The following is a 19349-nucleotide window of genomic DNA, read 5'->3' on the forward strand; positions in this document are numbered from 1 at the left end:
GGATGCCCCAGCCCGTCGATGTCCGCGTGCTCGCGGTCACCGTGGCGGGCGGGGCGGTCGGCGTGCTGGCCCGGGCCGCGATCGTCCTGCCGGTCGGCGACCCCGCCGCCGTGCCGTGGGTGACGCTCGGCATCAACGCGGCCGGCTCGCTGCTCCTGGGCATCGTCGTCGGATGGCTCGACGGGCGGCGTCCTCTGCTCCGCGGGTTCCTCGGCACGGGCGTGCTCGGCGGGTTCACGACCTACAGCGCATTCGCGGTGGCGACGGCCGCGTGGGCGGCGACGCCGTGGCTCGCTTCGGCGCTGGCCGCGGCATCCGTCACCGCCGGCGTCGTGGCAGCCGTCGTCGGCCTCTTCCTCGGACGCCGGATCGCCGACGCCCCCGGCCGCATCGAGGCACCCGAGGACGCCGAATGAGTCCCCTGCTGCTGGTGGTCGCCGCAGCCGGGGGCGTCGGGGCGGGCCTTCGCTACCTCGTCGACCGCCTCGTCACGCCCGCCGCGGGGGCGCGGTTCCCGGTCGGCATCCTGATCGTCAACGTCTCGGGGTCATTCGCGCTCGGCGTACTCACCGGGCTCGGCGCGGCGGTGGCGCCCGAGCTGTCCCTCGCCCTCGGTGCGGGGCTGCTGGGCGGGTACACCACCTTCAGCACGGTGTCCGTCGAGACGGTGCTGCTCGCCGAGCGGCGGCGGTGGCGGGATGCCGCGCTCAACCTCTTCGGCACGCTCGCGCTCACCGCGGTCGCCGCCGGGCTCGGGCTGCTGCTCGGCTCCGCGGCGGCGTGACCCGTCGACCGGCACTCAGGGCGCTCACATGAGAGCTGCATGAAATACTGACACCCGATACATCTTCGTATCGTGCCGGCTCCTGCCGCCGGATCGAGTGCGGTTCCGCGCGAAACGGGGACCGTATCGAGATCATCCGTCGCACCACTTCACCCAGCGAAGGCACCTGTGTCCAACCTCGCCGTCCTGAGCCTCAAGAACCGCGCGCTCATCGCGCTGATCACGATCGTCGCCGCCATCTTCGGCGGCCTGGCGCTGACGAATCTCAAGCAGGAGCTCATCCCCTCGATCGAGTTCCCCGCCCTCATCGTGGTGTCGACCTACCCGGGCGCGTCGCCCGAGGTCGTGAGCAACGACGTCTCGGTGCCGATCGAGAACGCCATCCAGGGCGTGCCGGGGCTCGAGACCTCGACGGCGACCAGCACCACCAACGCCTCGATCGTGCAGGCGTCCTTCACCTACGGCACGGATCTCGCCACCGCCGAGCAGAAGATGACGCAGGCGATCAACCGCATCAAGAGCCAGCTTCCCGAGAGCGTCGAGCCGAACGTCATCTCGGCGAGCATCGACGACTTCCCCGTCATCCAGCTGGCCGTGACCGGCTACGACGACGAGGAGGCGATCCAGTCGCAGCTGGAGGCATCCGTCATCCCCGACCTCGAGGACGTGGCGGGCGTGAACGCGGCGCAGATCGTCGGCGGCGTCGGGCAGCGGATCACCATCACGCCCGACCAGGCGGCGCTCGCGGCCGCCGGGTTCACGCAGCAGGCGATCAGCGACGCGCTCGAGCAGAACGGCGTGCTGTTCCCCGGCGGCGAGATCACCGAGGGCGACGAGACGCTCACCGTGCAGACGGGCGCCAAGATCACGACGGTCGACGAGATCGCGGCGCTGCCGCTGGTGCCGTCGACGCCGGAACAGGCGCTGGCGGGGGCGACGACGATCGCAGACGTCGCGACGGTCGCCGAGGAGGCCGACCCGGTCACGACGGTCTCGCGCGTGAACGGCGAGCCCGCGGTCACGATCGCCGTCACCAAGCTCCCGGCGGCCAACACCGTCGACGTCTCGCGGGGGGTGCTGGCGATCCTGCCCGACCTCGAGGAGTCGCTGGGCGGTGCGCAGTTCACCGTCGTCTTCGACCAGGCGCCGTACATCCAGGAGTCGATCGACACGCTGGCGAAGGAGGGCCTGCTCGGCCTCGTCTTCGCGGTGCTCGTGATCTTCGTCTTCCTGCTGTCGGTGCGCTCGACGCTCGTCGCCGCGATCTCCATCCCCACCAGCGTGCTCATCACGTTCGTGGGCATCCAGGCATTCGGGTACTCGCTGAACATCCTCACGCTCGGCGCGCTCACGATCGCCATCGGACGCGTCGTGGACGACTCGATCGTCGTCATCGAGAACATCAAGCGCCACTACGTCGGCGACGCCGACAAGCGCAGGGCGATCCTCCGCGGCGTGCGCGAGGTCGCCTCGGCCATCACGGCGTCGACGATCACGACCGTCGCGGTGTTCCTGCCCATCGCCTTCGTCGGCGACGTCACCGGCGAGCTCTTCCGCCCGTTCGCGCTGACCGTCACCATCGCCATGACCGCGTCGCTGTTCGTCGCGCTCACGATCGTGCCGGTGCTGGCGTACTGGTTCCTCAAGCCCGGCAAGCCGATCCTCGACGAGCGCGGCGTCGCGATCGACCCGGAGGACCCTGCGGCGCCGCCCAGCCGCCTGCAGAAGTCGTACCTGCCGATCCTGCGCTGGACGCTGAAGCACTCGTGGGTGACGCTGGGACTCGCGCTGCTCGTGCTCGCCGCGACGATCGCCGCGGCGCCCTTCATGAAGACGAACTTCCTGGGCGACTCCGGCCAGAACACGTTCACCATGACGCAGGAGATCGGCGCGGCGCCCTCGCTCGAGGCCGAGAGCGCGGCCGCCGAGGAGGTGGAGGAGGTGCTCCTCGGCATCGAGGGCGTCGAGACCGTCCAGGTGTCGATCGGCTCCAGCGGCTCGGCTCTGCGCGACGCCTTCTCGGGCGGCGGCAGCGGCATCACCTACTCGATCACCACCGACCCCGGTGTCGACCAGGTCGCCCTGCGCGAAGAGGTGCAGGCGGCGGTCGCCGATCTCGAAGACGCCGGCGAGATCACCGTCTCGACGGCGGGCGGCGGGTTCGGATCGAGCGACATCGAGATCGATGTGACGGCGCCCGACGCCGACACGCTGCAGACGGCGACGGATGCCGTCGTCGAGGCCGTCGACGCAGCCGAAGGCGTCGGCCAGGTCTCGAGCAACCTCTCGGCGTCGCTGCCGTACATCGCCGTGACGGTCGACCGCGAGCGGGCCGCCGAGCTGGGCCTCTCGGAGGTCGCCGTCGGCGCGCTGGTGTCGAACACGATGCAGCCGCAGTCGATCGGCTCGGTCGAGATCGACGGCACGTCGCTGACCGTGTACCTCGCGGCGTCCGAGACGCCCGCGTCGCTGGACGAGCTGCGTCAGCTCCAGGTGCCGAGCGCCACCGGACCCATCCCCCTCGAGGAGGTGGCGACCGTCGAAGAGAGCGAAGGCCCGACCTCCATCACGACCGAAGGCGGCCGGCGCACCTCGACGGTGACGGTGACGCCGTCGACCGACGACCTCGCCAGCGCCTCGGCCGCGGTCACGACCGCGCTGGAAGACGCCGACCTGCCGGCATCCGCAGACGCATCCCTCGGCGGCGTGGTGACACAGCAGCAGGACGCCTTCACGCAGCTCGGCCTGGCGCTTCTGGCCGCGATCCTCATCGTCTACATCGTGATGGTCGCGACGTTCAAGTCGCTGCGCCAGCCGCTGCTGCTGCTGATCTCGGTGCCGTTCGCGGCGACCGGCGCCATCCTGCTGCAGATCATCACGGGTGTGCCGCTCGGGGTCGCATCGCTCATCGGCGTGCTGATGCTCATCGGCATCGTCGTCACGAACGCGATCGTGCTCGTCGATCTCGTCAACCAGTACCGCGAGAAGGGGCTGTCGGCCCACGACGCCACGATCGCCGGCGGCTCGCGCCGTCTGCGCCCGATCCTCATGACCGCGCTCGCGACGATCTTCGCCCTCACTCCGATGGCCCTCGGCATCACCGGCCAGGGCGGTTTCATCTCGCAGCCGCTCGCGATCGTCGTGATCGGCGGCCTGGTGTCGTCGACGGTGCTGACGCTCCTCGTGCTGCCGACGCTCTACAACCTCGTCGAGGGCGCGAAGGAACGGCGGGCCGAGCGCCGCCGCGGACGTGACGGCGGTCCCGGGCCGGACGGCGAGGGTCCCGCCGGCGGGACGGATGCCGCGGCCGTGCCGGCGCTCGTCGGCGCGGGCGCTCCGGCGGGCGAGGCCGATGGCAGCGGCGAGATGGCCGCGGGCGGAAGCGCTGCCGGAGCCGGTGCCGCTGCCGCCGCCGCGGCGGCATTCGAGACGCGACGCCAGCGCCGTCTGCGCGAGTCCGCGGGCGCGGTCTCGACCGATACCTCGGAGATCGCGGTGCCCGTCATCGAGGAAGGGCCCGACATCGAGGTGTCGGATGCCACGCCGGCGCCCGCCGGTGCGGCACACGACGTGGAGCCCGCGCAGGCGAACGTCGAGCCGGTGGACGTGGAGCCGGTGGACGTGGAGCCGGTGGACGTGGATACCGCGGATGCCGGTGAGCCGGTGGACGTGGAGCCTGCGGATGCCGCTGAGCCGGCGAATGCCGGTGAGCCCGGGGATGCCGGGGCCGACGGCGAGGGCGAGGTGCCGGTGATCGAGCAGGGTCCCGACATCGAGGTGTCGGAGTCGGCTGCTGCGCCGGCGGAGGCGACGCCGAGTTCGGACGAGACCGGCGAGGCCGAGGCATCCGACGATGTCCCCGCGGAGCCTGCCGCGGCGCCGGACGAGGAGGCGGACACCGCGACTGCGGAGACCTCAGCGCCGCTCGAGCGCGAGAACGAGACCGGGGACGCGCATGATCCGGACCGGCGCGGAGACGACGGGGATCGCACCCGCGGCGACGGCTGAGTCGCGGGTCCGACCGGGCGACCACCTCGGTTGAAGAGCCGGCGGGAGCAGCGGCTACGATTCGGGGATGACCAACCCGGCTCGCATCGACGACGTCTCGATCAGCGGGGAGGCGATCCGTCTCGGGCAGTTCCTGAAGTTCGCCGGGCTCCTCGACTCCGGAGGAGAGGTGAAGGAGGCGATCATCGACGGCGCCGTGACGGTGAACGGCGAGGTCGACCGACGCAGGGGGCGCCAGCTCCGCCTCGGTGACGTCGTGGGCTACGAGGGTCGCCGGGTTCGCGTCTGCGCGTGAAGTCCGATCCGCCTGCTGTGCGAAGCCGGTGACCCGTGAGGGCGAGAATGCGGTTCTCGCCCTCACGGGCCGTCGTGTCACCCGATCGAGCCCGAGGCGTCAGCCCTGGAACAGGCGCGGCAGCAGGTCGATCAACGACTTCTGCCACACGTCCCAGCTGTGCGGGCCGGGGATGATCGGTGCGAACTCATGCTCGACACCGCGGTTGGTCATGCTGCTGATCAGGCTCAGCGTCGCTCCATAGGTGAAGTCCTGGACGTCACCGGAGTAGATGCGCAGCAGCTTGGTGCCTTCGTTGATCGCTGCGACGTCGGCGCCGGCGGGAACGCTGCCGAACGCCGACATCCCGCTGATGTACGCGAACTCACCCGGGTGCGCCCACAGCGTGGTGAGAGTCGCACCGGAGCCCATCGACAGTCCCGCGAGGGCCCGGTCTTCACCCTCGCTGCTGACGTTGTACTGGGCCTCGGCTGCCACGGTGATGCGCTGCGTGATCTCGTTGGGGAAGTTCACGCCGTTGCCGTTGGCCATGACGACCACCATCGGCACGATGTTGCCCTTGGCGTAGTGGTTGTCCAGGATCTGGGCGGCGAAGCCGACCTCGATCCAGTCCGTCCACGTCTGTCCGCCGCCGTGCTGGAGGTAGAACACCGGGTAGGGCTCTTCACGCTCGGCGTCGTAGCCCGGGGGCGTCCACACGTACGCGGAGCGCTCGGGGTTGCCGTTCGCCGTGCTCGTGTAGTTCATGACCTCGACGCTGCCGCGCAGCTCGGGCGCGACCGGGGTCGTGTACTCGCCGCGCAGCGTCTCGTCACCGGGCACCTGGAACGTGCTCCAGTTGGGCTCGGAGAACACCGTCGTCGGGTTCGTCTCGTCCTTGTGGTCGACACCTTCGACCACGAACTTGTAGTAGTACGAGCCCGCCTCGACCGGCATCGTCAGGCGCCAGCGGCCGTCGTCCTGCTTGGTCATGGGCGTGCGCGGCCAGCTGCCGGCAGGGCCGAAGTTGCCCCACACCGTCACGTTGTTCGCGTCGGCGAACTCCGTCCCGGTCTCGAAGGTCACAACGCCGTTCTCGTCGATCCACGGCGTCGGAGTGGTGCCCGGGGCCGGGAGCGAGTGCGGCTCGAGCGGGAGGTGGCCTTCACTCGGACCGGTGTCGCCCGGGGCCTGGAACACCCGCTGCGCGAAGTCGTGCAGGTTCTTCTGCCAGGTGTCCCAGGTGCCGCCGGTCTCGGGGTCGGAGCCGTCCGACTGGAACTCGACGCCCGCGGCACCGAGCTTGTCGGCGAGGGCCACCGTCGGGTTGTAGTTCGGGTCGGTGACGTTCCCGACGTACAGGCGGATGAGGTCGGTCGCGTCGTTGATCTGCCGCGCCTTGCCCTTGCCCACGTTCTGCTCGAGGTCACCCGAGAAGGAGCCCACGTTCGAGAACTCGCCCGTGGCGCTGACCAGGAGGCTGAGAGCCTGCTCGGCGCCACGCCCGATACCGGCGATCGCGCGGTCATCGGCGTCGCCCGAGATGTTGAACGCCCCCTCCGCAGCCGGGAGCAGGTTCTTGACCACCTCACCGCGGATCTCATCCGTCTCGCCGTCGCCCATCACGACGACCATCGGCTCGGCGTCCCCGTCGACCGTCAGATTGTCGAGGATCTGCTTCAGCCGCCCGAGCTCGACCCATTCGCGATAGCTCTGACCCTCGTCCTGGAGGAGGTAGAGCACCGGGTACGGCTCCGCGCGGTTCTCGTCGTAACCCGGGGGCGTCCACACGAGGGCCGACCGCTCGGCGCCCGCGACGGAGCTGTCGTAGCTGAGCTCCTCGAGACTCCCGCCCGCGGGTTCGTCCGCGAACCACTCGGCGCCCGGGCCGTCGACGAACAGCGTGTTCCACGTCGGCTTCGACGTCACCTCCTGAGCGCTGGCGGGGTTGCGGAACGCAATGGCGTCCTCACCCCACGACGGTCGTGCCGAGTACTGGTAGTAGTACAGACCCGGCTCGAGCGGGCCGATGGTCGAGGTCCAGTTGCCTCCGCCGGACCCCATGTTCAGGGTCGTCCAGGTCTTGCCCGGCGCGAAGTTGCCTTCGACCGCCACCACCGAGCCCGCGATGCCGGTCGCCGGCTGAATCGCCGAGTTGGGAACCGTGAACCGGTAGACGTCTGGGACGACGTTGTCGATCTCGGCGACCCACGGGTCTTCGGCGGCGGCGGCCGGCTGCGCCGTGAGGAGGGTAGACACTCCCAACGCGGCCGCAGTGGCCATCGCCACCCACACACGACGGGAGCGCTTCTCAGTGCCCCGCCCTTGATCTGTCCACATCACCTTTGATTTCCTCTCGTGTGACCTCCCGCATGGCGTCATGCGGGAGCCTTGCCCGCCGGGAGGGATGAACCGCCGGCGGAGCGGCGACGAAGCTCCGCGTGTGCGGTTTACAACGTCGTAAATTCCCTACCCGCCCATCGTGATGTCCCGGGCAAGTGAAGGTCAAGAGAAATTTGCAACGTTGTACAGAACTGCCTCCGATACCTCCCGAGCCGATCCCGGTTGTTCGGACTCGGGCGCGCTAGTTCTCGTCGGGGAACCTGCCCCGGACGGTTCCGTCCATGGCGTCGGCGAGGGCGTAGATCACCGGCCAGGCGCCCTCCGAGCTGTTGCCCAGCACCGTCACCGTCGTGCGGGTCTCCGGGATGTGGGTGGACCGGAACGACGCGCCCGCGTCGTAGCCTTCGAGAATCAGCGACGAGTTGCGGCGGCCCAGCCACAGCCCCATCCCGTATCGCTTGTGCTCCGACGGCACATCGAGGCGAGGACGGGTCATCTCGGCGAGCGTGTCGGGCGCCACGATCCTGCCGTCCAGGAGTGCGTTCCAGAATCGGTGCAGGTCATCGGCGGTGAAGTACATGCCGCCGTCGCCGTTGCCGCGTACCGGGAGGTGCAGCACGTTGGTGCGGTCGCCCTCCCCCTCCAGGTAGCCGAGCGCGGCATCGCCCGGGAGGTCGTCGGAGCGGAGGAAGGCGGACCCGGTGAGACCCGCCCGGTCGCAGATTTCCGTGTGGACCAGGTCGTGGAAGCCGCGGCCGCTGACGCGCTCGGCGAGAAGCGCGAGCACCACGTAGCCGCCGTTGCAGTAGGAGAAGCGCTCGCCGGGCGGGAACTTCTGCGGGAAGCCGTCGAGGGCGGGGAGGAACCCCTCGGTCTCGGCGAGCAGATGCAGCGGCAGGGAGAAGATGTAGTCGTCGATCTCTCCGTCGCCCTCCTCGTCGAGGTAGTCGCCGATACCGGAGGTGTGCGTGAGGAGGTGCTCGACGCTGACCCTGTCGTCGATCAGCGGCAGGTCGTCACGGAGCAGGGGACGTACGGGATCCGCGAGGCCGAGCATGCCGTCCTCGACGAGTCGCATGATCACGAGCGCGGTGAAGCCCTTGCTGCCGCTCGCGGCCGAGATGCGGGTGCTCGGCGTGTTGCGCACCCCGAGCGCGCGGTGCGCGAATCCCTCGCAGCGCTCGAGCGTGCGGGTGTCTCCCTCATCGATCGTGAGCACACCGGTGAACGACTCCGCTGCGATGGCGGCGTCAAGCGCCTCGGTGGTCAGGGGAACGCTCATGGTCGGGCCTCCGGACTGGGTGGGGGACGACTGTGCCCAACGTAGCCCCGACGGGCTGCGTCAGCGAGGTGCGTCAGCCCAGGCGGCGATGTCCACGCCGTGGTTGTCGGGCGAGGCGAGCGACCACCACGCCGGAGCGTGGGTGTCGTCGGCCAGTCTCCCTCCGGCGGCGAGGGCGGCGTCCACTCGCGCCTGCGCCTGGTCGGCGGGCACATAGACGTCGAAGTGCGTGCGGCCTCGCGCCGCGACGTCGCCGGCGATCGGGTTGAAGGCGAGCTGGGGTCCGCGGCGCAGCGGGTCGACGGCATCCGTGTCGCCCCACGCGGAGTAGCCCAGCGCGGCCAGGAAGAACGGACGGACGTCGGCCCGTGAGTTCTGGGCGACGTATACGCCGATGGATTGCACGCGCGAGGGTTCGGCGGCCAGCCGGAGCTCCGCGGCCGCCTCGGATACCTCCGCCGCGAACGCGATCGCCGCCGCGGGGATGCCGTCGTCGTCTGCCGGGATGCGCACGACGACCCCTTCCGGGCGCAGGTCGACGTCCGGGTGGACCCCGTACCGTGCGGCGGCGGCGACGATCGGCGCGATGAGCTCCGCTGCCTGTGAGAACGACGCGGCGGTGAAGACGGCCTCGGGACCGAAAGGCGTGACCGGCCAATCCGCCGTCTTCTTCGCCCGGCGGAAGTCGGTGGTGGAGATCCGTTCCGATGGGCCTGTCGGCGATTCGTCCATGACAGCTCCTTCACTGTTGTTCCGGTTCCGGTCGACGCGACCGTCTATTCCGAGGCGTCGCGTGCGAGATCTGTCGCCTGCTGACGCAGGTACCCGGCATACCCACCGGGCGTCCGGCCGGTCAGGCGGCCGGACGTGATGACCTCGGCCTCGTCGCTGGCGACGATACGCGCGCCGCGGTTGCGGCACCGCGTGACGAGGTCCACGTCCTCGTGCTCACCGAGCGGCGCGAACCCGCCGGCGTCGAGATAGGTGCGCGCGCTCAGCCCGAGGTTCGCGCCGTGGACGTGCCCGTTGGGTCGGCCACGCGTGTGGGTGCGCAGCCAGAGGGCGCGCTGCGCAACCGACAGGTCATCGAAGTCGGGCCGTACGGTGCCGACGCACAGGTCCGCGATCCGCGAGATCTCGCGGAAGTGCGTGAGCCACCCTGCGGGCACCCGCGAATCGGCGTCGGTGCTGGCGATCCACACCCGCTCGAGCGGGACGCCCGCGAGCGCGTTCAACGCGTGGGCGATGCCGGCGGCGCGGGCGGCGCCCACCCGGCCGGCGGTCGAGACGAGCGTGGGGAACGCGAACTGCGCGGCGACGTCGGCGGAGGCATCCGTGCACCGATCCAGCACGATGCGCACCTCGGTCCTGATGCCGGCCGCCGACCCGCGGTCGACGGCGACGGCGAGGGCCGACAGGGATGCCTCGAGCAGCAGCTCTTCGTCGCGGACCGGGACGGCCACGACCATGACGTCGGCCTGCCGGCGGCTCATACGAGTCCCTCGGCCTCGGCCACCGAGCGCGCGGGACGCCGGGCGAAGACCTCCAGCACGAAGTCGCGCTCCTCGTGGCGGACGATCGCGTCCCACGCCGCGACGCGATGGAGCGCCTCGTGCACGTCGTCGCCCGCCTGCGGATACGCGGCGACCGGGTGACGCCAGTGACAGGCGACCAGCCGGCCGTCGTCGGCGAGCGACCCCTCGATCAGCGCGATCGTGCGCTGCAGGTCCGACGGAGAGAGGTAGTAGCCGACCTCTGACAGGACGATCGTGTCGAAACGGCCCTCCGGCCAGTCCGCCGGGACGCTACCGCGGCGGAGCGACACCCGCGCACCGTCGCCGAGGCGGGCGCGGGCCGCCTGGAGGGCGGCGGCCGCGGCATCCATCGCGATCACGTGTCTCGCGCGGTCGGCGAGCTCGCGGGTGAGCATGCCGGTGGAGCAGCCGATCTCGAAGACGTCGCCCAGCTCGGCGGTCGGCAGCGTCGCCATCAGCACCGCCCGCTTGCGCCGCTCGTACCACCGCGACTCGAATCCCCACGGGTCGTCGCCGTTGCGCCGGTAGAAGTCGTCGAACCAGCGGGCGTCGAGACTCTCCTGGGAATGCTCGAGGGCGCCCGGTTCGACCACGAAGAGCTCGACGTCGCGGTCGAAGTGCTCCAGCATGCCGGCGTGCAGGAGCGCCTCGTCGCCGGGCAGATCGGACAGCGGCGCCGTCTGGGTGGTGTGCGACGCCAGTGCCTGCCGCTTCGCGCGGCGCTCGCCGTCGTCGAGGGCGAGTGCGACCAGCCGTTCCCAGGGCAGGTCCGCCGGCGTGCCCCAGTGCCACGCCCACACCGGATACCCGAGCAGCGTGAATCCGCGACGGGCGGCGATCGCCGCGGTGACCTCGGCGGCGATCCGGTGGTCGCGGTGGCGGTCCTTCGCCCACGGAGCGGCGACGACCACCCGATGCGGGTCCACGGCCGGCACCTCGTCGAGGACGGCGCCGAGGCGCTCGCCGAGTTCGCCCTCGACCCGGTCGAGGCCGCCGTCCGGCAGGCCGAGGAAGGTGACCTCGGCGTCGGGCGCCAGCAGCCCGACGGCCCGGCCCACCTCCTCGCGGCGTAAGCGCGCGAGCGTCGCCTGGTCGTGCGTGGGGGATTCCGGGTGGGATGCCTCGCCGTCGGTCGCGATCACCACGACGATCCGCGCTCCCCGCCGGGCGGCGCGGGCGAGGAGCCCACCCGCGCCGAGGGTCTCGTCGTCGGGATGCGCGGCGACCACGACGAGCTGCTCGAACGAATCGTCGAGTCGACGGAACGTGCGGCGCGCCAGCTCGTCGCGCCAGACCGACTCGGCGGTGCCGTCGTCGAGGTGGCTGAACGGCGCCATCAGTCGCGCTCGCCCTCGATCGCGAGGCGTCCCAGCCGTGCGGCATCCCGCAGCCCGTGGTGCTGCCGGAGGTACAGGTGGAGGTCGGCCACCCTGCGTGCGTATGCGGCATCCGACACCAGCGGGCCCGGGCCGAGGGCCGAATCGGCCTCGGCGAGAACGGTGGTCGCGGCGCCGACGACGGTCGTGCGGACGCGCTCGGCCAGCAGCCGGGGGTCCGGGACAGACCCGCCGTCGATCAGGGCGGCTGCCTCCCGCAGCGCGGCGCGGGCGCCCCAGAGCGCGGCATCCGCTCGCCCGAGGTGGACGAGGGCGATCTGGTCGGCGCGCTCCGACGACGCCGCCGCGCGAACGGCGTCGGCGATCCCGCGCGCACCGCCCCACCAGCAGGCGGCGACCGACATCCCGCCCCACGCGAATCCCGGGCGCGAGAGGTACCAGCCGGCGGCGCCGACCGGGACCGCGCGGGCCCCGTCGAAGTCGACGGGCGCGCTGACGATGTCGGGCAGGCCGCGCGCCACCCAAGGCCCTTCGTGCGGGTGCACCTCCGGCTCGCGCAGCGCGACCGCGAACAGGCGGCGCTCCTCGCCGACGAAGGCCGTCACCAGGGCGTGGGACAGGTGCGCCGCGAGGGAGCACCACGGCTTGGTGCCGGTGAGCCGCCACCCCGAGGACGTCTCGCCCGCGTCCACGCGCATCCCCGACCCTTCCGCCGCGTCCACGCGCATCCCCGACCCTTCCGCCGCGAAGACGCCCCACGACGAGGACTCATCCACCCCGATATCCCGGACCCGCCACGGATCGGCGCCGGAGGCGAGATCGGTGCCGGCCTGCCGAAGGATGCTCAGCGCATCGAGGTGGGGTTCCAGGACGCGGGCCGCTGCGACATCGCGTGCCGCGGTCGCCGCGAGGAGGTCCCACAGCTCCGTCGTGCGTCCGTCGCCCGCGGCGGGGGCCTCACGTCCGACCCGCACGCACCAGTCGATGGTGGCCGGGATGTCGCGCCCGAGGTCCGGGATGCTCACCGCCTCGGCGAGGGCCTCTGCGCACCACCGGTCGCGCGGGAGGCCTGGCGCGATGAGTGACCGACGCTCACGTTCGTCGCCGGCCGTCAGCGTCTGCTCATCCGGCGAGGGGTCGCGGAGGACCGGATCAGTCGTTCGTCCCACGATCGTGCGAACCTCCCAGGTGCGGCGGGGCCTCCTCGGAGCGTACGACGCGACGCCCGGCGCACGGCGGTCTTGACAACCGTCGCCCTATGTCGCCGTGCGGTCGGCCCTCAGTCGCCGTCAGCGTCCGCGTCGCCCGCCTCCGCGGCGGACACCTCGCGGTCCTCGAGGATGTAGGCCGTCGACGTGCTCGTCGCATCGCCGGCACGAAGGTTCGCTTCCTCGAGCGCGCGCTCGATCGCGAGGTCGACTTCGCCTCCGGGCTCGAGATCCCGATCGGTGTTCGCCATGACTCCTCCTCGTGCCGTTGGGCCCAACTGTAACGCCGCTCGGGGAACCGCCGCCGGACCCGGCGCCCTGCCCGTTGCACCGCGCCGCCGCCTGCGGGAGACTCCCACCACGGCAGGCGAGCCGGCCGCCGGGGGGAGGCGCGGGTGCCATGGTCACGCAGCTTGTCGAGTTCCCGTTGGGCGACGGCGGCTCCATCGTCGTCGCCTCGAACGCTCCCGAGACGGATGCCTCGCCCGGCCCCGTCTTCCGTGGTGGCGCTCGCACCGAGGCCGTCGTCACCCGGGCGAGCGAGTCGTTCGAGAGCGTGGTGCAGCGGGCACAGCCGGCCGCCGTCGCCGTCCTCGACGCCGTGCGGTCCGGTCCGAATCCGCCGACCGAGGTGAGGGTCGAGTTCGGGCTGCAGCTGTCGGCCGACCTCGGCGCCGTCATCGCGTCGACCGCGGTGCAGGCGAACTTCACCGTCACCCTCACGTGGCGTCGCGACGCGGACTGACGCCCGGGGGATGGCCGCGGCGTCCGGTCCGTCCTATTGGTTGAGCGTGACGAACGCGGCGAACTCGCCGCTGTTGTCGGCCAGGTCGGTGTCGTTGATCCCGAGCATGAGGTCGCCCTGCGCCGGGCACTCGTAGGTGGTGCCCGCGCCGACGGCGAAGACCTCGGGCGTGGTGCTGAGCGTGCCGATGACGGCGCCGGTGCCCGCCTCGGCGAGGACGCGCGTGTCGGTGGATGCGTCGTCGACGAGGCCTTCCGGCCCGATCTGCGACTCGGCCGTCTCGTCGAGCCAACCGCGCCCGGTCACCTCGATGACGAACTCGTCGCCGAGGAGGCAGTACAGGCCCGTGTCGACCCACTCGATGTCGAGCGGGACGGCGAGGCGGGCGGTGCTGGCGGAGCCCCCGGTTCCGCCCTCGTCGGTGCCGGCGGTGCCGCCGCCGCCCTCGGCCATCGTCGTCGCGGCGTAGATCGCCGCGCCCGCGGCGATCGCGAGGGCCGCGGCGGCGCCGCCGATCGCCCATCGTCGCCAGGCGGACGCCCCGCGGGCGGATTCGGCGTCGGGCACGGCATCCCGCTGCGTGTCCGTTCCCGAGCCGGCCGTCGGGGAGGCGTCGTCGTCAGGCGGGGTGGGCGAGCGCTGCTCCGGCGGCGGGCCGGCCGCCGGGCCGACGAGATCGAACAGGTGGCCGTCGCCTCGCAGGTACAGCACCGGTGTGACCCACTCGAGCGTCCCGCGTCCGCCGCCGAGGATGCCGATCCGGCCGCTGCGGACGGCCTCGTCGACGCCGCGGTCATGGGCCAGGGCGGTGTAGAACCCGCGCGCGAACGCGAGCGCCGCGGGATCGCTGATCGGGAACTGCATCGCGGCGACCGCACGGATGCCGCTGCGCGCGAGAGCGGCCGCGGTGCCCGAGAACAGGTCGGTGGGTCCGCTGGCACCGGACTGACACGAGTTGAGCACCACCAGCGGTGGTGTCGGCTCGGCCTCGTCGAGCAGATCGGCGAGGGCGGAGGCTGTGACGTAGTCCGGCCGCCCGTCGCGTCCCACGAACGCCAGCACCCCCTCATCGGTCGCGCTGTCGTACGTCCCATGGCCGACGAAGTGGAGGACGTGCCAGGCGGATTCGAGCAGCTTCGCGTGCAGCGCGTCCCACGTGACCTCGTCGAGCCAGTGCAGCTCGACGCGGCCGTCCTCGAGGTGCGCGCGCAGCGCCTCCTCGAGCCGTGAGCGCTCGAGGTCCACATCCAGGGCGACGAGACCCCGCGGCGACGAGATCATGCCGAGCACCCGGAGCGGCCGCGTCACCTGCAGGGCGGGGACGTGCGGCGAGGGAACGTTGCGCACCAGCGGATCCTTGCGGCACAGATAGCGCTCGGTGACGGGGTCGTACAGCGTCTCCCACGGCAGCGCGGCCAGTCCCGGAGCGGTCAGCCGCAGCGAGACCTGCACGCTGAGACCGCGTTCCGAGGCGACCGCCATGCTGGTGCGGTACGCGGTGGCGACGTCACCGGTGAACGCCGCGTCGAAGAGGCAGCGGCCGACGTCCTGGACGATCGCCTCGCTGTCCGCCATCACCCGGCGGGCCGGCACCGCCGACGCCAGGACGCTCGCCTCCAGCAGCGGCCGGCGGTCGAGGAGCTCGTCCACGTCGAGCCGGAAGCTCGCGGTCGGCTCACCCCCGCCGACGGAGTGGAGCACACGTGTGACGTACGAGCCCGGCTCCGAACCGGGCCCGATCTCCAGTTCCATGACGGGCGCGTCCATTGCGGACATTGTCCCGCCGCGCAGCGCCCGGCGACAGGGCGTCAGTCCTGCCGACCGGCGACGCCGAGGAAGCGGATGAAGACGGCGATCCAGCCGAAGACCAGCGCGAAGACGATGATCTCGAAGGCGGTGAGCGAGAAGAACCCGATGGCCGGGATGAAGAGGATCACTGATGCCGCCATCGCGGCCAGGAACGCCCATGAGGCCACGAAGTAGGTGCGCGGCATCCCTCGGAAGAATCTGGGGCCCCCGATCAGCAGCACGAGGAACATCGCCGCCATGCCCGAGGCCGAGATGTTGTGCAGCGCGAGATTCACGTCGACGGGGAACACGCCGACGCACGCGAGCATGATGCCCATGATCACGAAGAGCACCGGCACGGTCCGCGGCGCGCGGGGGTTCTCGAGGACCCCCGCCGCCGCGAGTGCGCGCATGTCGTTGGCGATGTAGACCGCGAACGTCGTCACGAGCAGGCCCGCCGCGATCAGGGTGCCGTTGAAGACCCAGCTCGACAGGTCGTCCTCGAAGGTGCCGAGGTGGCTGAAGTGGATCGTCCACCAGCGCGGATCGGGGGTCGTCACCATCGCGGTGAGCGTGCCGATCGCGATGAACGCCAACAGCAGCGTCGACATGCGCTGGGTGGTCATCGCCGACACCGACAGGAAGACGACCCAGGTCGTGAGGCCGAGGGTCACGGACATCAGCACCACGGCCCAGAAGGTGACGATCGGCAGCCCGATGAAGCCCATCGCGAGCACGCGGTACAGCGCGTACACGGCGACGAACGCGAGGGCCGCATGCACGATCACGACCGAGATCGTGTTCACGATGAACTTCCACGACGGCAGGGACTGCCGCCACTCCTGCCCGGGCCGGTGGCGCGCACGCCAGTACTCGGCCGTCGATGCGACGGCGGCGACCACTGTCGCGCCGGCCGCCGCCCAGACGGCGAACGAGTCCGCCTGCCCGGCCAGCTGAAGATCGGGAGCGAACACGCCGACGAAGAAGCCGTAGACGGCGCCGACCACTCCCGCGCCGAGGGCGGCATAGACGGCCTCGGATTCCGCCCGGCGACCGGGCGTGGGTGCTGCGGCATCACGCGGCGAGGTGTTCACGGTGCTCACGAGGTCAGGGTACGACCGGCACGGGTCGCGTGGGTCGCCCGGCGCGTCAAGATTCGGTGACGGTTCTCCCGGGATGCGCGCAGCGGTGGGAGGATGACAGGATCGCAAGGACGCGGGGGAAGGGGTGATCCCGTTGTCGCGTTGGGGGGCTTCGAAGCGACGGACCGTCGCGCGTCACGCGCCGCTGACCTCGCCGACCCCCCTGGGCCAGGCGCTGACCATCGCGGGCGTCACGGCGACGGCGCTCCTCGTCGCAGGCGGAGCCGTCGTCGCATACTTCCTCTACGACCTCAGCGCGAGCTTCGCCGAGGACGCCGTGGTCCTGCAGGACCAGACGCCGCTGCCGCCGCCCGAGATGGGCCCCATCGAGGGGCCGTTCGACCTGCTCGTCGTCGGCACGGACGAATGCGAGCCCGAGCTCGTCGCCGCGATCGGGCCGCGGTGCACCGGGCCGGACTCGATGAACGAGCTCAACGACGTGAACGTGCTCGTCCACGTCTCGGACGACCCGCGACGGGTGACGGTGGTGTCGTTCCCGCGCGATCTCATGACGCCCGTCCCGTCGTGCACACAAGCGGACGGCTCGACGACCGACGAGATCCCCAAGCTGCAGATCAACACGGTGTACCGCCTGGGCGGGCTCGCGTGCGTGACGAAGACCGTGTCGAACCTGACGCAGCAGAACATCCAGTTCGCCGCGAAGGTCAGCTTCGGCGGCGTCGTGGCGATCACCTCCGCCATCGGCGGGGTCGAGGTCTGCATCGGCAACGACGGGATGCGCGACCCGTTCACCGGGATCGACTGGCCGCCGGGGCCGCGGACCATCGCGGGCTTCGAGGCGCTGCAGTTCCTGCGCACGCGGCACGGCGTGGGCGATCAGAGCGACCTGGCGCGCATCGGCAACCAGCAGCAGTACATGTCGCGCCTGGTGCGGAAGCTGACGAGCGAGGAGGTCCTCGCGAACCCGGCCACGCTGTTCCGGCTCGCCGCCACCGCCGCCGACAACATCACGCCGACCGAGTCGCTCGCGGACCCGTTGCGCATCGTGCAACTCGCGCTCGCGGGCAAGGACGTGCCCCTGGATCAGATCGTGTTCGTGCAGTACCCGGTGCTGGAGGACCCCTACGATCGCAACCGGGTCGTCCCGGACCACGCTGCGGCGCAGGGACTGTGGGACGCCCTGGCGGCCAACCGGCCCCTCCAGGTGGCAGGCGACGCCGGGTCGAACGGCGGCGTGATCGAGGTGGCCCCGCCCGAGACGACCGACCCGTCGCCGAGCCCCAGCACCGGCGGCACGAGCGCGCCCGACCCGGTCGAGGAGCCCGTCGTCCTCTCCGAGAACATCACCGGGTCGACGGCCGAGCAGGCGACCTGCTCGGCGGGCAATCGCTGAGCCGGGGGGCCTCAGGCGCCCGGCTGCAGCCAAGGGCGCAGCATCCGTGTCACCCACGGGAGCACCGCGTACGTCATCACCGGCGTCAGCAGCAGCGTCGCCAGCAGCACGCGCAGGATCAGCGGCCACTCCGTGAAGCCCGGGACGAAGCCGAGGAGCCATGACGCGAGGAGGTTCGTGGGGAAGAAGCCGAGCCAGATCGTGACCGCCTGCTTCCAGCGCGGAGGAGCGGCCGGGATGGGCTGCTGCACCGGACCGGTGGCCGGTGACGAGGGATGATCCGGATGCCGGGGCTCGACGTGCGTGGCGAACGGAGCGTCGAACCACCCCTCGATGCCGGTGCGGCGCTCGACCCTGACCTCGCTCGCGAAGGCACGGCCGGAGTCGAGCCACCATGAGCGCTGCGGGGAGTCCTCCCACCCCTCGAGGGTCGGGATGTCGCGGAACCGGTACAGCATGTACCAGAGGTCGCTGGCCTCGCCGGCGCGGACCCAGCCCGACCCGAGGAAGCCAGGGAAGCCCGCGGCGAGATCGGTGCCGGCCTGCATCCAGCTCGTGGCCTCGACGGTGCGGGAAGGGTCGATGCGTCGTTCGATCGCGACGGTGATGGGGTGGGCCACGGGTTCTGCCATGGCATCCATTCTCGGGGCGCTCCGGCCGGAGGCCTCACCTGCTCGGCCGCCGGCGCGGGCGTCACCCGGTGGGCCAGGGCGCGCGGCAGCGAGAGGAGCCAGACGCCCATCGAGACGAAGGCGACGAACTCGAAGAGCGCGAGCGTGATGAAGTCCGCGGCGAGCACGACCATGCCGGCCGCGAGCAGGCCGACGCAGAAAGCGGTGGCCCGGCGGAATCGCCGGCTGCGTCCCGGGATCGCCAGGCCCGTGGCCACCGTCGCGAGGAACGACACGCCGAGCCCGCTCGCGATGACGTCGTGCACCACTGCGCTCACCGGGATCGGCACGAGGCCGACGGCGGTGAGGTGGAGCCCAGCGGAGACCACCGAGCCGCGGAACGCGCGCGCTGCGCGGCGGCCGATGCCGGCCGGCAGGGCGAGGGACAGGAACACGCCGTAGGCGGCGAGGAAGAACCCCGAGAAGATCACGATCGAGTTGAAGGTGCGTCCCGACAGGTCGGAATGGGTGCCGAGCTGCGAGAAGTGGAGGTGCCACCACGTCGCGTCGCTGGTCGTCAGAACGGACACCAGCACGCCGACGGGGAGCGACAGCACGGCCAGCTTGCCGACGCGGTGCGCGATGAGCGCGGTCTCTGCGGCCGGGCGCGCGCTCCGCAGCACGGCCGGCGCGGTCGTCGAGACGATCGACGGCGTGGCGCTCGTCCGGCGGGTCGTCGTGCTGACGGCGGGCACGACGATGTCACGCCGCGTCGCCTGCACCGGCGCCGTGTCCGCCGCGACATGTGAGAGAGTGGCGGTGGCCGCCGACATCACGGCGCCGTCCTGGACCGGTGGGGCACTTGGTGCATCGCAAAGGGTCGTGGGAGACATTCGAGACTCACGATCGGTTCGGTGCGTGAGCCCGGTGCCGGTCGT

The 19349-nt window shown here is 71.4% G+C and carries 15 protein-coding genes and 1 pseudogene; 6 read left to right on the forward strand and 10 right to left on the reverse strand.

Going from position 1 to position 19349, the window contains the following annotated elements:
• Positions 1-2: 2 nt before the first annotated feature.
• From ACFRAL_RS02920 to ACFRAL_RS02935, 4 genes and pseudogenes are all read left to right on the forward strand, one after another.
• Entirely contained in the window at positions 3-416 is a 414-nt protein-coding gene (locus tag ACFRAL_RS02920) for a CrcB family protein (protein WP_336393894.1), read from the forward strand.
• Positions 413-784 (forward strand): fluoride efflux transporter FluC, encoded by a 372-nt coding sequence (locus ACFRAL_RS02925; protein WP_378879517.1) that lies wholly within the window; start codon positions 413-415, stop codon positions 782-784. Before ACFRAL_RS02920 ends, ACFRAL_RS02925 begins: the two co-directional genes overlap by 4 nt.
• A gap of 168 nt (positions 785-952) precedes the next feature.
• Positions 953-4105 (forward strand): annotated as a pseudogene (locus tag ACFRAL_RS02930) (efflux RND transporter permease subunit); the annotation flags it as partial.
• A 754-nt stretch (positions 4106-4859) separates the two neighbouring features.
• Positions 4860-5087 carry an RNA-binding S4 domain-containing protein gene (locus tag ACFRAL_RS02935; RefSeq protein ID WP_378879520.1) on the forward strand — a complete coding sequence of 76 codons (228 nt, stop codon included), beginning with the start codon at positions 4860-4862 and terminating at the stop codon, positions 5085-5087.
• A 99-nt stretch (positions 5088-5186) separates the two neighbouring features.
• Here ACFRAL_RS02935 and ACFRAL_RS02940 read toward each other — a convergent pair whose 3' ends face one another.
• The 7 genes from ACFRAL_RS02940 to ACFRAL_RS02970 form a co-directional block, all read right to left on the reverse strand.
• Positions 5187-7325: an alpha/beta hydrolase-fold protein gene (locus ACFRAL_RS02940; RefSeq protein ID WP_378879523.1), complete on the reverse strand. Its 2139-nt coding sequence runs from the start codon at positions 7323-7325 to the stop codon at positions 5187-5189.
• A 325-nt stretch (positions 7326-7650) separates the two neighbouring features.
• Positions 7651-8691 carry a serine hydrolase domain-containing protein gene (locus ACFRAL_RS02945; RefSeq protein ID WP_378879526.1) on the reverse strand — a complete coding sequence of 347 codons (1041 nt, stop codon included), beginning with the start codon at positions 8689-8691 and terminating at the stop codon, positions 7651-7653.
• A gap of 60 nt (positions 8692-8751) precedes the next feature.
• Positions 8752-9423 carry a VOC family protein gene (locus ACFRAL_RS02950; RefSeq protein WP_378879529.1) on the reverse strand — a complete coding sequence of 224 codons (672 nt, stop codon included), beginning with the start codon at positions 9421-9423 and terminating at the stop codon, positions 8752-8754.
• A 44-nt stretch (positions 9424-9467) separates the two neighbouring features.
• Positions 9468-10184: a glycosyl transferase gene (locus tag ACFRAL_RS02955; protein ID WP_378879532.1), complete on the reverse strand. Its 717-nt coding sequence runs from the start codon at positions 10182-10184 to the stop codon at positions 9468-9470.
• Positions 10181-11563, reverse strand: coding sequence for a PIG-L family deacetylase (locus ACFRAL_RS02960; protein WP_378879535.1), 1383 nt, complete (start codon positions 11561-11563; stop codon positions 10181-10183). The genes ACFRAL_RS02955 and ACFRAL_RS02960 overlap by 4 nt, the downstream gene beginning before the upstream one ends.
• Positions 11563-12732, reverse strand: a complete 1170-nt coding sequence (locus tag ACFRAL_RS02965) for an acyl-CoA dehydrogenase (protein ID WP_378879539.1) — start codon at positions 12730-12732, stop codon at positions 11563-11565. The genes ACFRAL_RS02960 and ACFRAL_RS02965 overlap by 1 nt, the downstream gene beginning before the upstream one ends.
• A gap of 110 nt (positions 12733-12842) precedes the next feature.
• A complete protein-coding gene (locus ACFRAL_RS02970; RefSeq protein ID WP_378879542.1) occupies positions 12843-13022 on the reverse strand; it encodes a hypothetical protein in 180 nt (59 codons plus the stop codon).
• A 149-nt stretch (positions 13023-13171) separates the two neighbouring features.
• Between ACFRAL_RS02970 and ACFRAL_RS02975 the strand changes: the two genes are divergently transcribed.
• Positions 13172-13516, forward strand: a complete 345-nt coding sequence (locus ACFRAL_RS02975; RefSeq protein ID WP_378879544.1) for a CU044_2847 family protein — start codon at positions 13172-13174, stop codon at positions 13514-13516.
• A 33-nt stretch (positions 13517-13549) separates the two neighbouring features.
• On the opposite strand, the gene ACFRAL_RS02980 is transcribed toward ACFRAL_RS02975, so the two are convergent.
• A complete protein-coding gene (locus ACFRAL_RS02980) occupies positions 13550-15283 on the reverse strand; it encodes a CHAT domain-containing protein (RefSeq protein WP_378879547.1) in 1734 nt (577 codons plus the stop codon).
• 41 nt (positions 15284-15324) lie between these two features.
• A complete protein-coding gene (locus tag ACFRAL_RS02985; RefSeq protein WP_378879550.1) occupies positions 15325-16407 on the reverse strand; it encodes a DUF998 domain-containing protein in 1083 nt (360 codons plus the stop codon).
• 133 nt (positions 16408-16540) lie between these two features.
• On the opposite strand from ACFRAL_RS02985, the gene ACFRAL_RS02990 reads away from it, so the two are divergent.
• A complete protein-coding gene (locus ACFRAL_RS02990) occupies positions 16541-17800 on the forward strand; it encodes an LCP family protein (protein ID WP_378879553.1) in 1260 nt (419 codons plus the stop codon).
• A gap of 11 nt (positions 17801-17811) precedes the next feature.
• Here ACFRAL_RS02990 and ACFRAL_RS02995 read toward each other — a convergent pair whose 3' ends face one another.
• Positions 17812-18432 carry an antibiotic biosynthesis monooxygenase gene (locus tag ACFRAL_RS02995; RefSeq protein WP_378879556.1) on the reverse strand — a complete coding sequence of 207 codons (621 nt, stop codon included), beginning with the start codon at positions 18430-18432 and terminating at the stop codon, positions 17812-17814.
• Positions 18433-19349 lie beyond the last annotated feature (917 nt).

It is taken from the genome of Microbacterium sp. NPDC056736 (assembly GCF_042790415.1).
GTDB lineage: Bacteria > Actinomycetota > Actinomycetes > Actinomycetales > Microbacteriaceae > Microbacterium.

Excerpts from the sequence above, each read along its gene's own strand:
- ACFRAL_RS02935 (WP_378879520.1), top strand. The coding sequence starts at position 4,860 with ATGACCAACCCGGCTCGCATCGACGACGTCTCGATCAGCGGGGAGGCG.
- ACFRAL_RS02975 (WP_378879544.1), top strand. The coding sequence starts at position 13,172 with ATGGTCACGCAGCTTGTCGAGTTCCCGTTGGGCGACGGCGGCTCCATC.
- ACFRAL_RS02960 (WP_378879535.1), bottom strand. The coding sequence starts at position 11,563 with ATGGCGCCGTTCAGCCACCTCGACGACGGCACCGCCGAGTCGGTCTGG.
- ACFRAL_RS02995 (WP_378879556.1), bottom strand. The coding sequence starts at position 18,432 with ATGGCAGAACCCGTGGCCCACCCCATCACCGTCGCGATCGAACGACGC.
- ACFRAL_RS02925 (WP_378879517.1), top strand. The coding sequence starts at position 413 with ATGAGTCCCCTGCTGCTGGTGGTCGCCGCAGCCGGGGGCGTCGGGGCG.
- ACFRAL_RS02950 (WP_378879529.1), bottom strand. The coding sequence starts at position 9,423 with ATGGACGAATCGCCGACAGGCCCATCGGAACGGATCTCCACCACCGAC.
- ACFRAL_RS02970 (WP_378879542.1), bottom strand. The coding sequence starts at position 13,022 with ATGGCGAACACCGATCGGGATCTCGAGCCCGGAGGCGAAGTCGACCTC.
- ACFRAL_RS02980 (WP_378879547.1), bottom strand. The coding sequence starts at position 15,283 with ATGGACGCGCCCGTCATGGAACTGGAGATCGGGCCCGGTTCGGAGCCG.
- ACFRAL_RS02920 (WP_336393894.1), top strand. The coding sequence starts at position 3 with ATGCCCCAGCCCGTCGATGTCCGCGTGCTCGCGGTCACCGTGGCGGGC.
- ACFRAL_RS02955 (WP_378879532.1), bottom strand. The coding sequence starts at position 10,184 with ATGAGCCGCCGGCAGGCCGACGTCATGGTCGTGGCCGTCCCGGTCCGC.
- ACFRAL_RS02945 (WP_378879526.1), bottom strand. The coding sequence starts at position 8,691 with ATGAGCGTTCCCCTGACCACCGAGGCGCTTGACGCCGCCATCGCAGCG.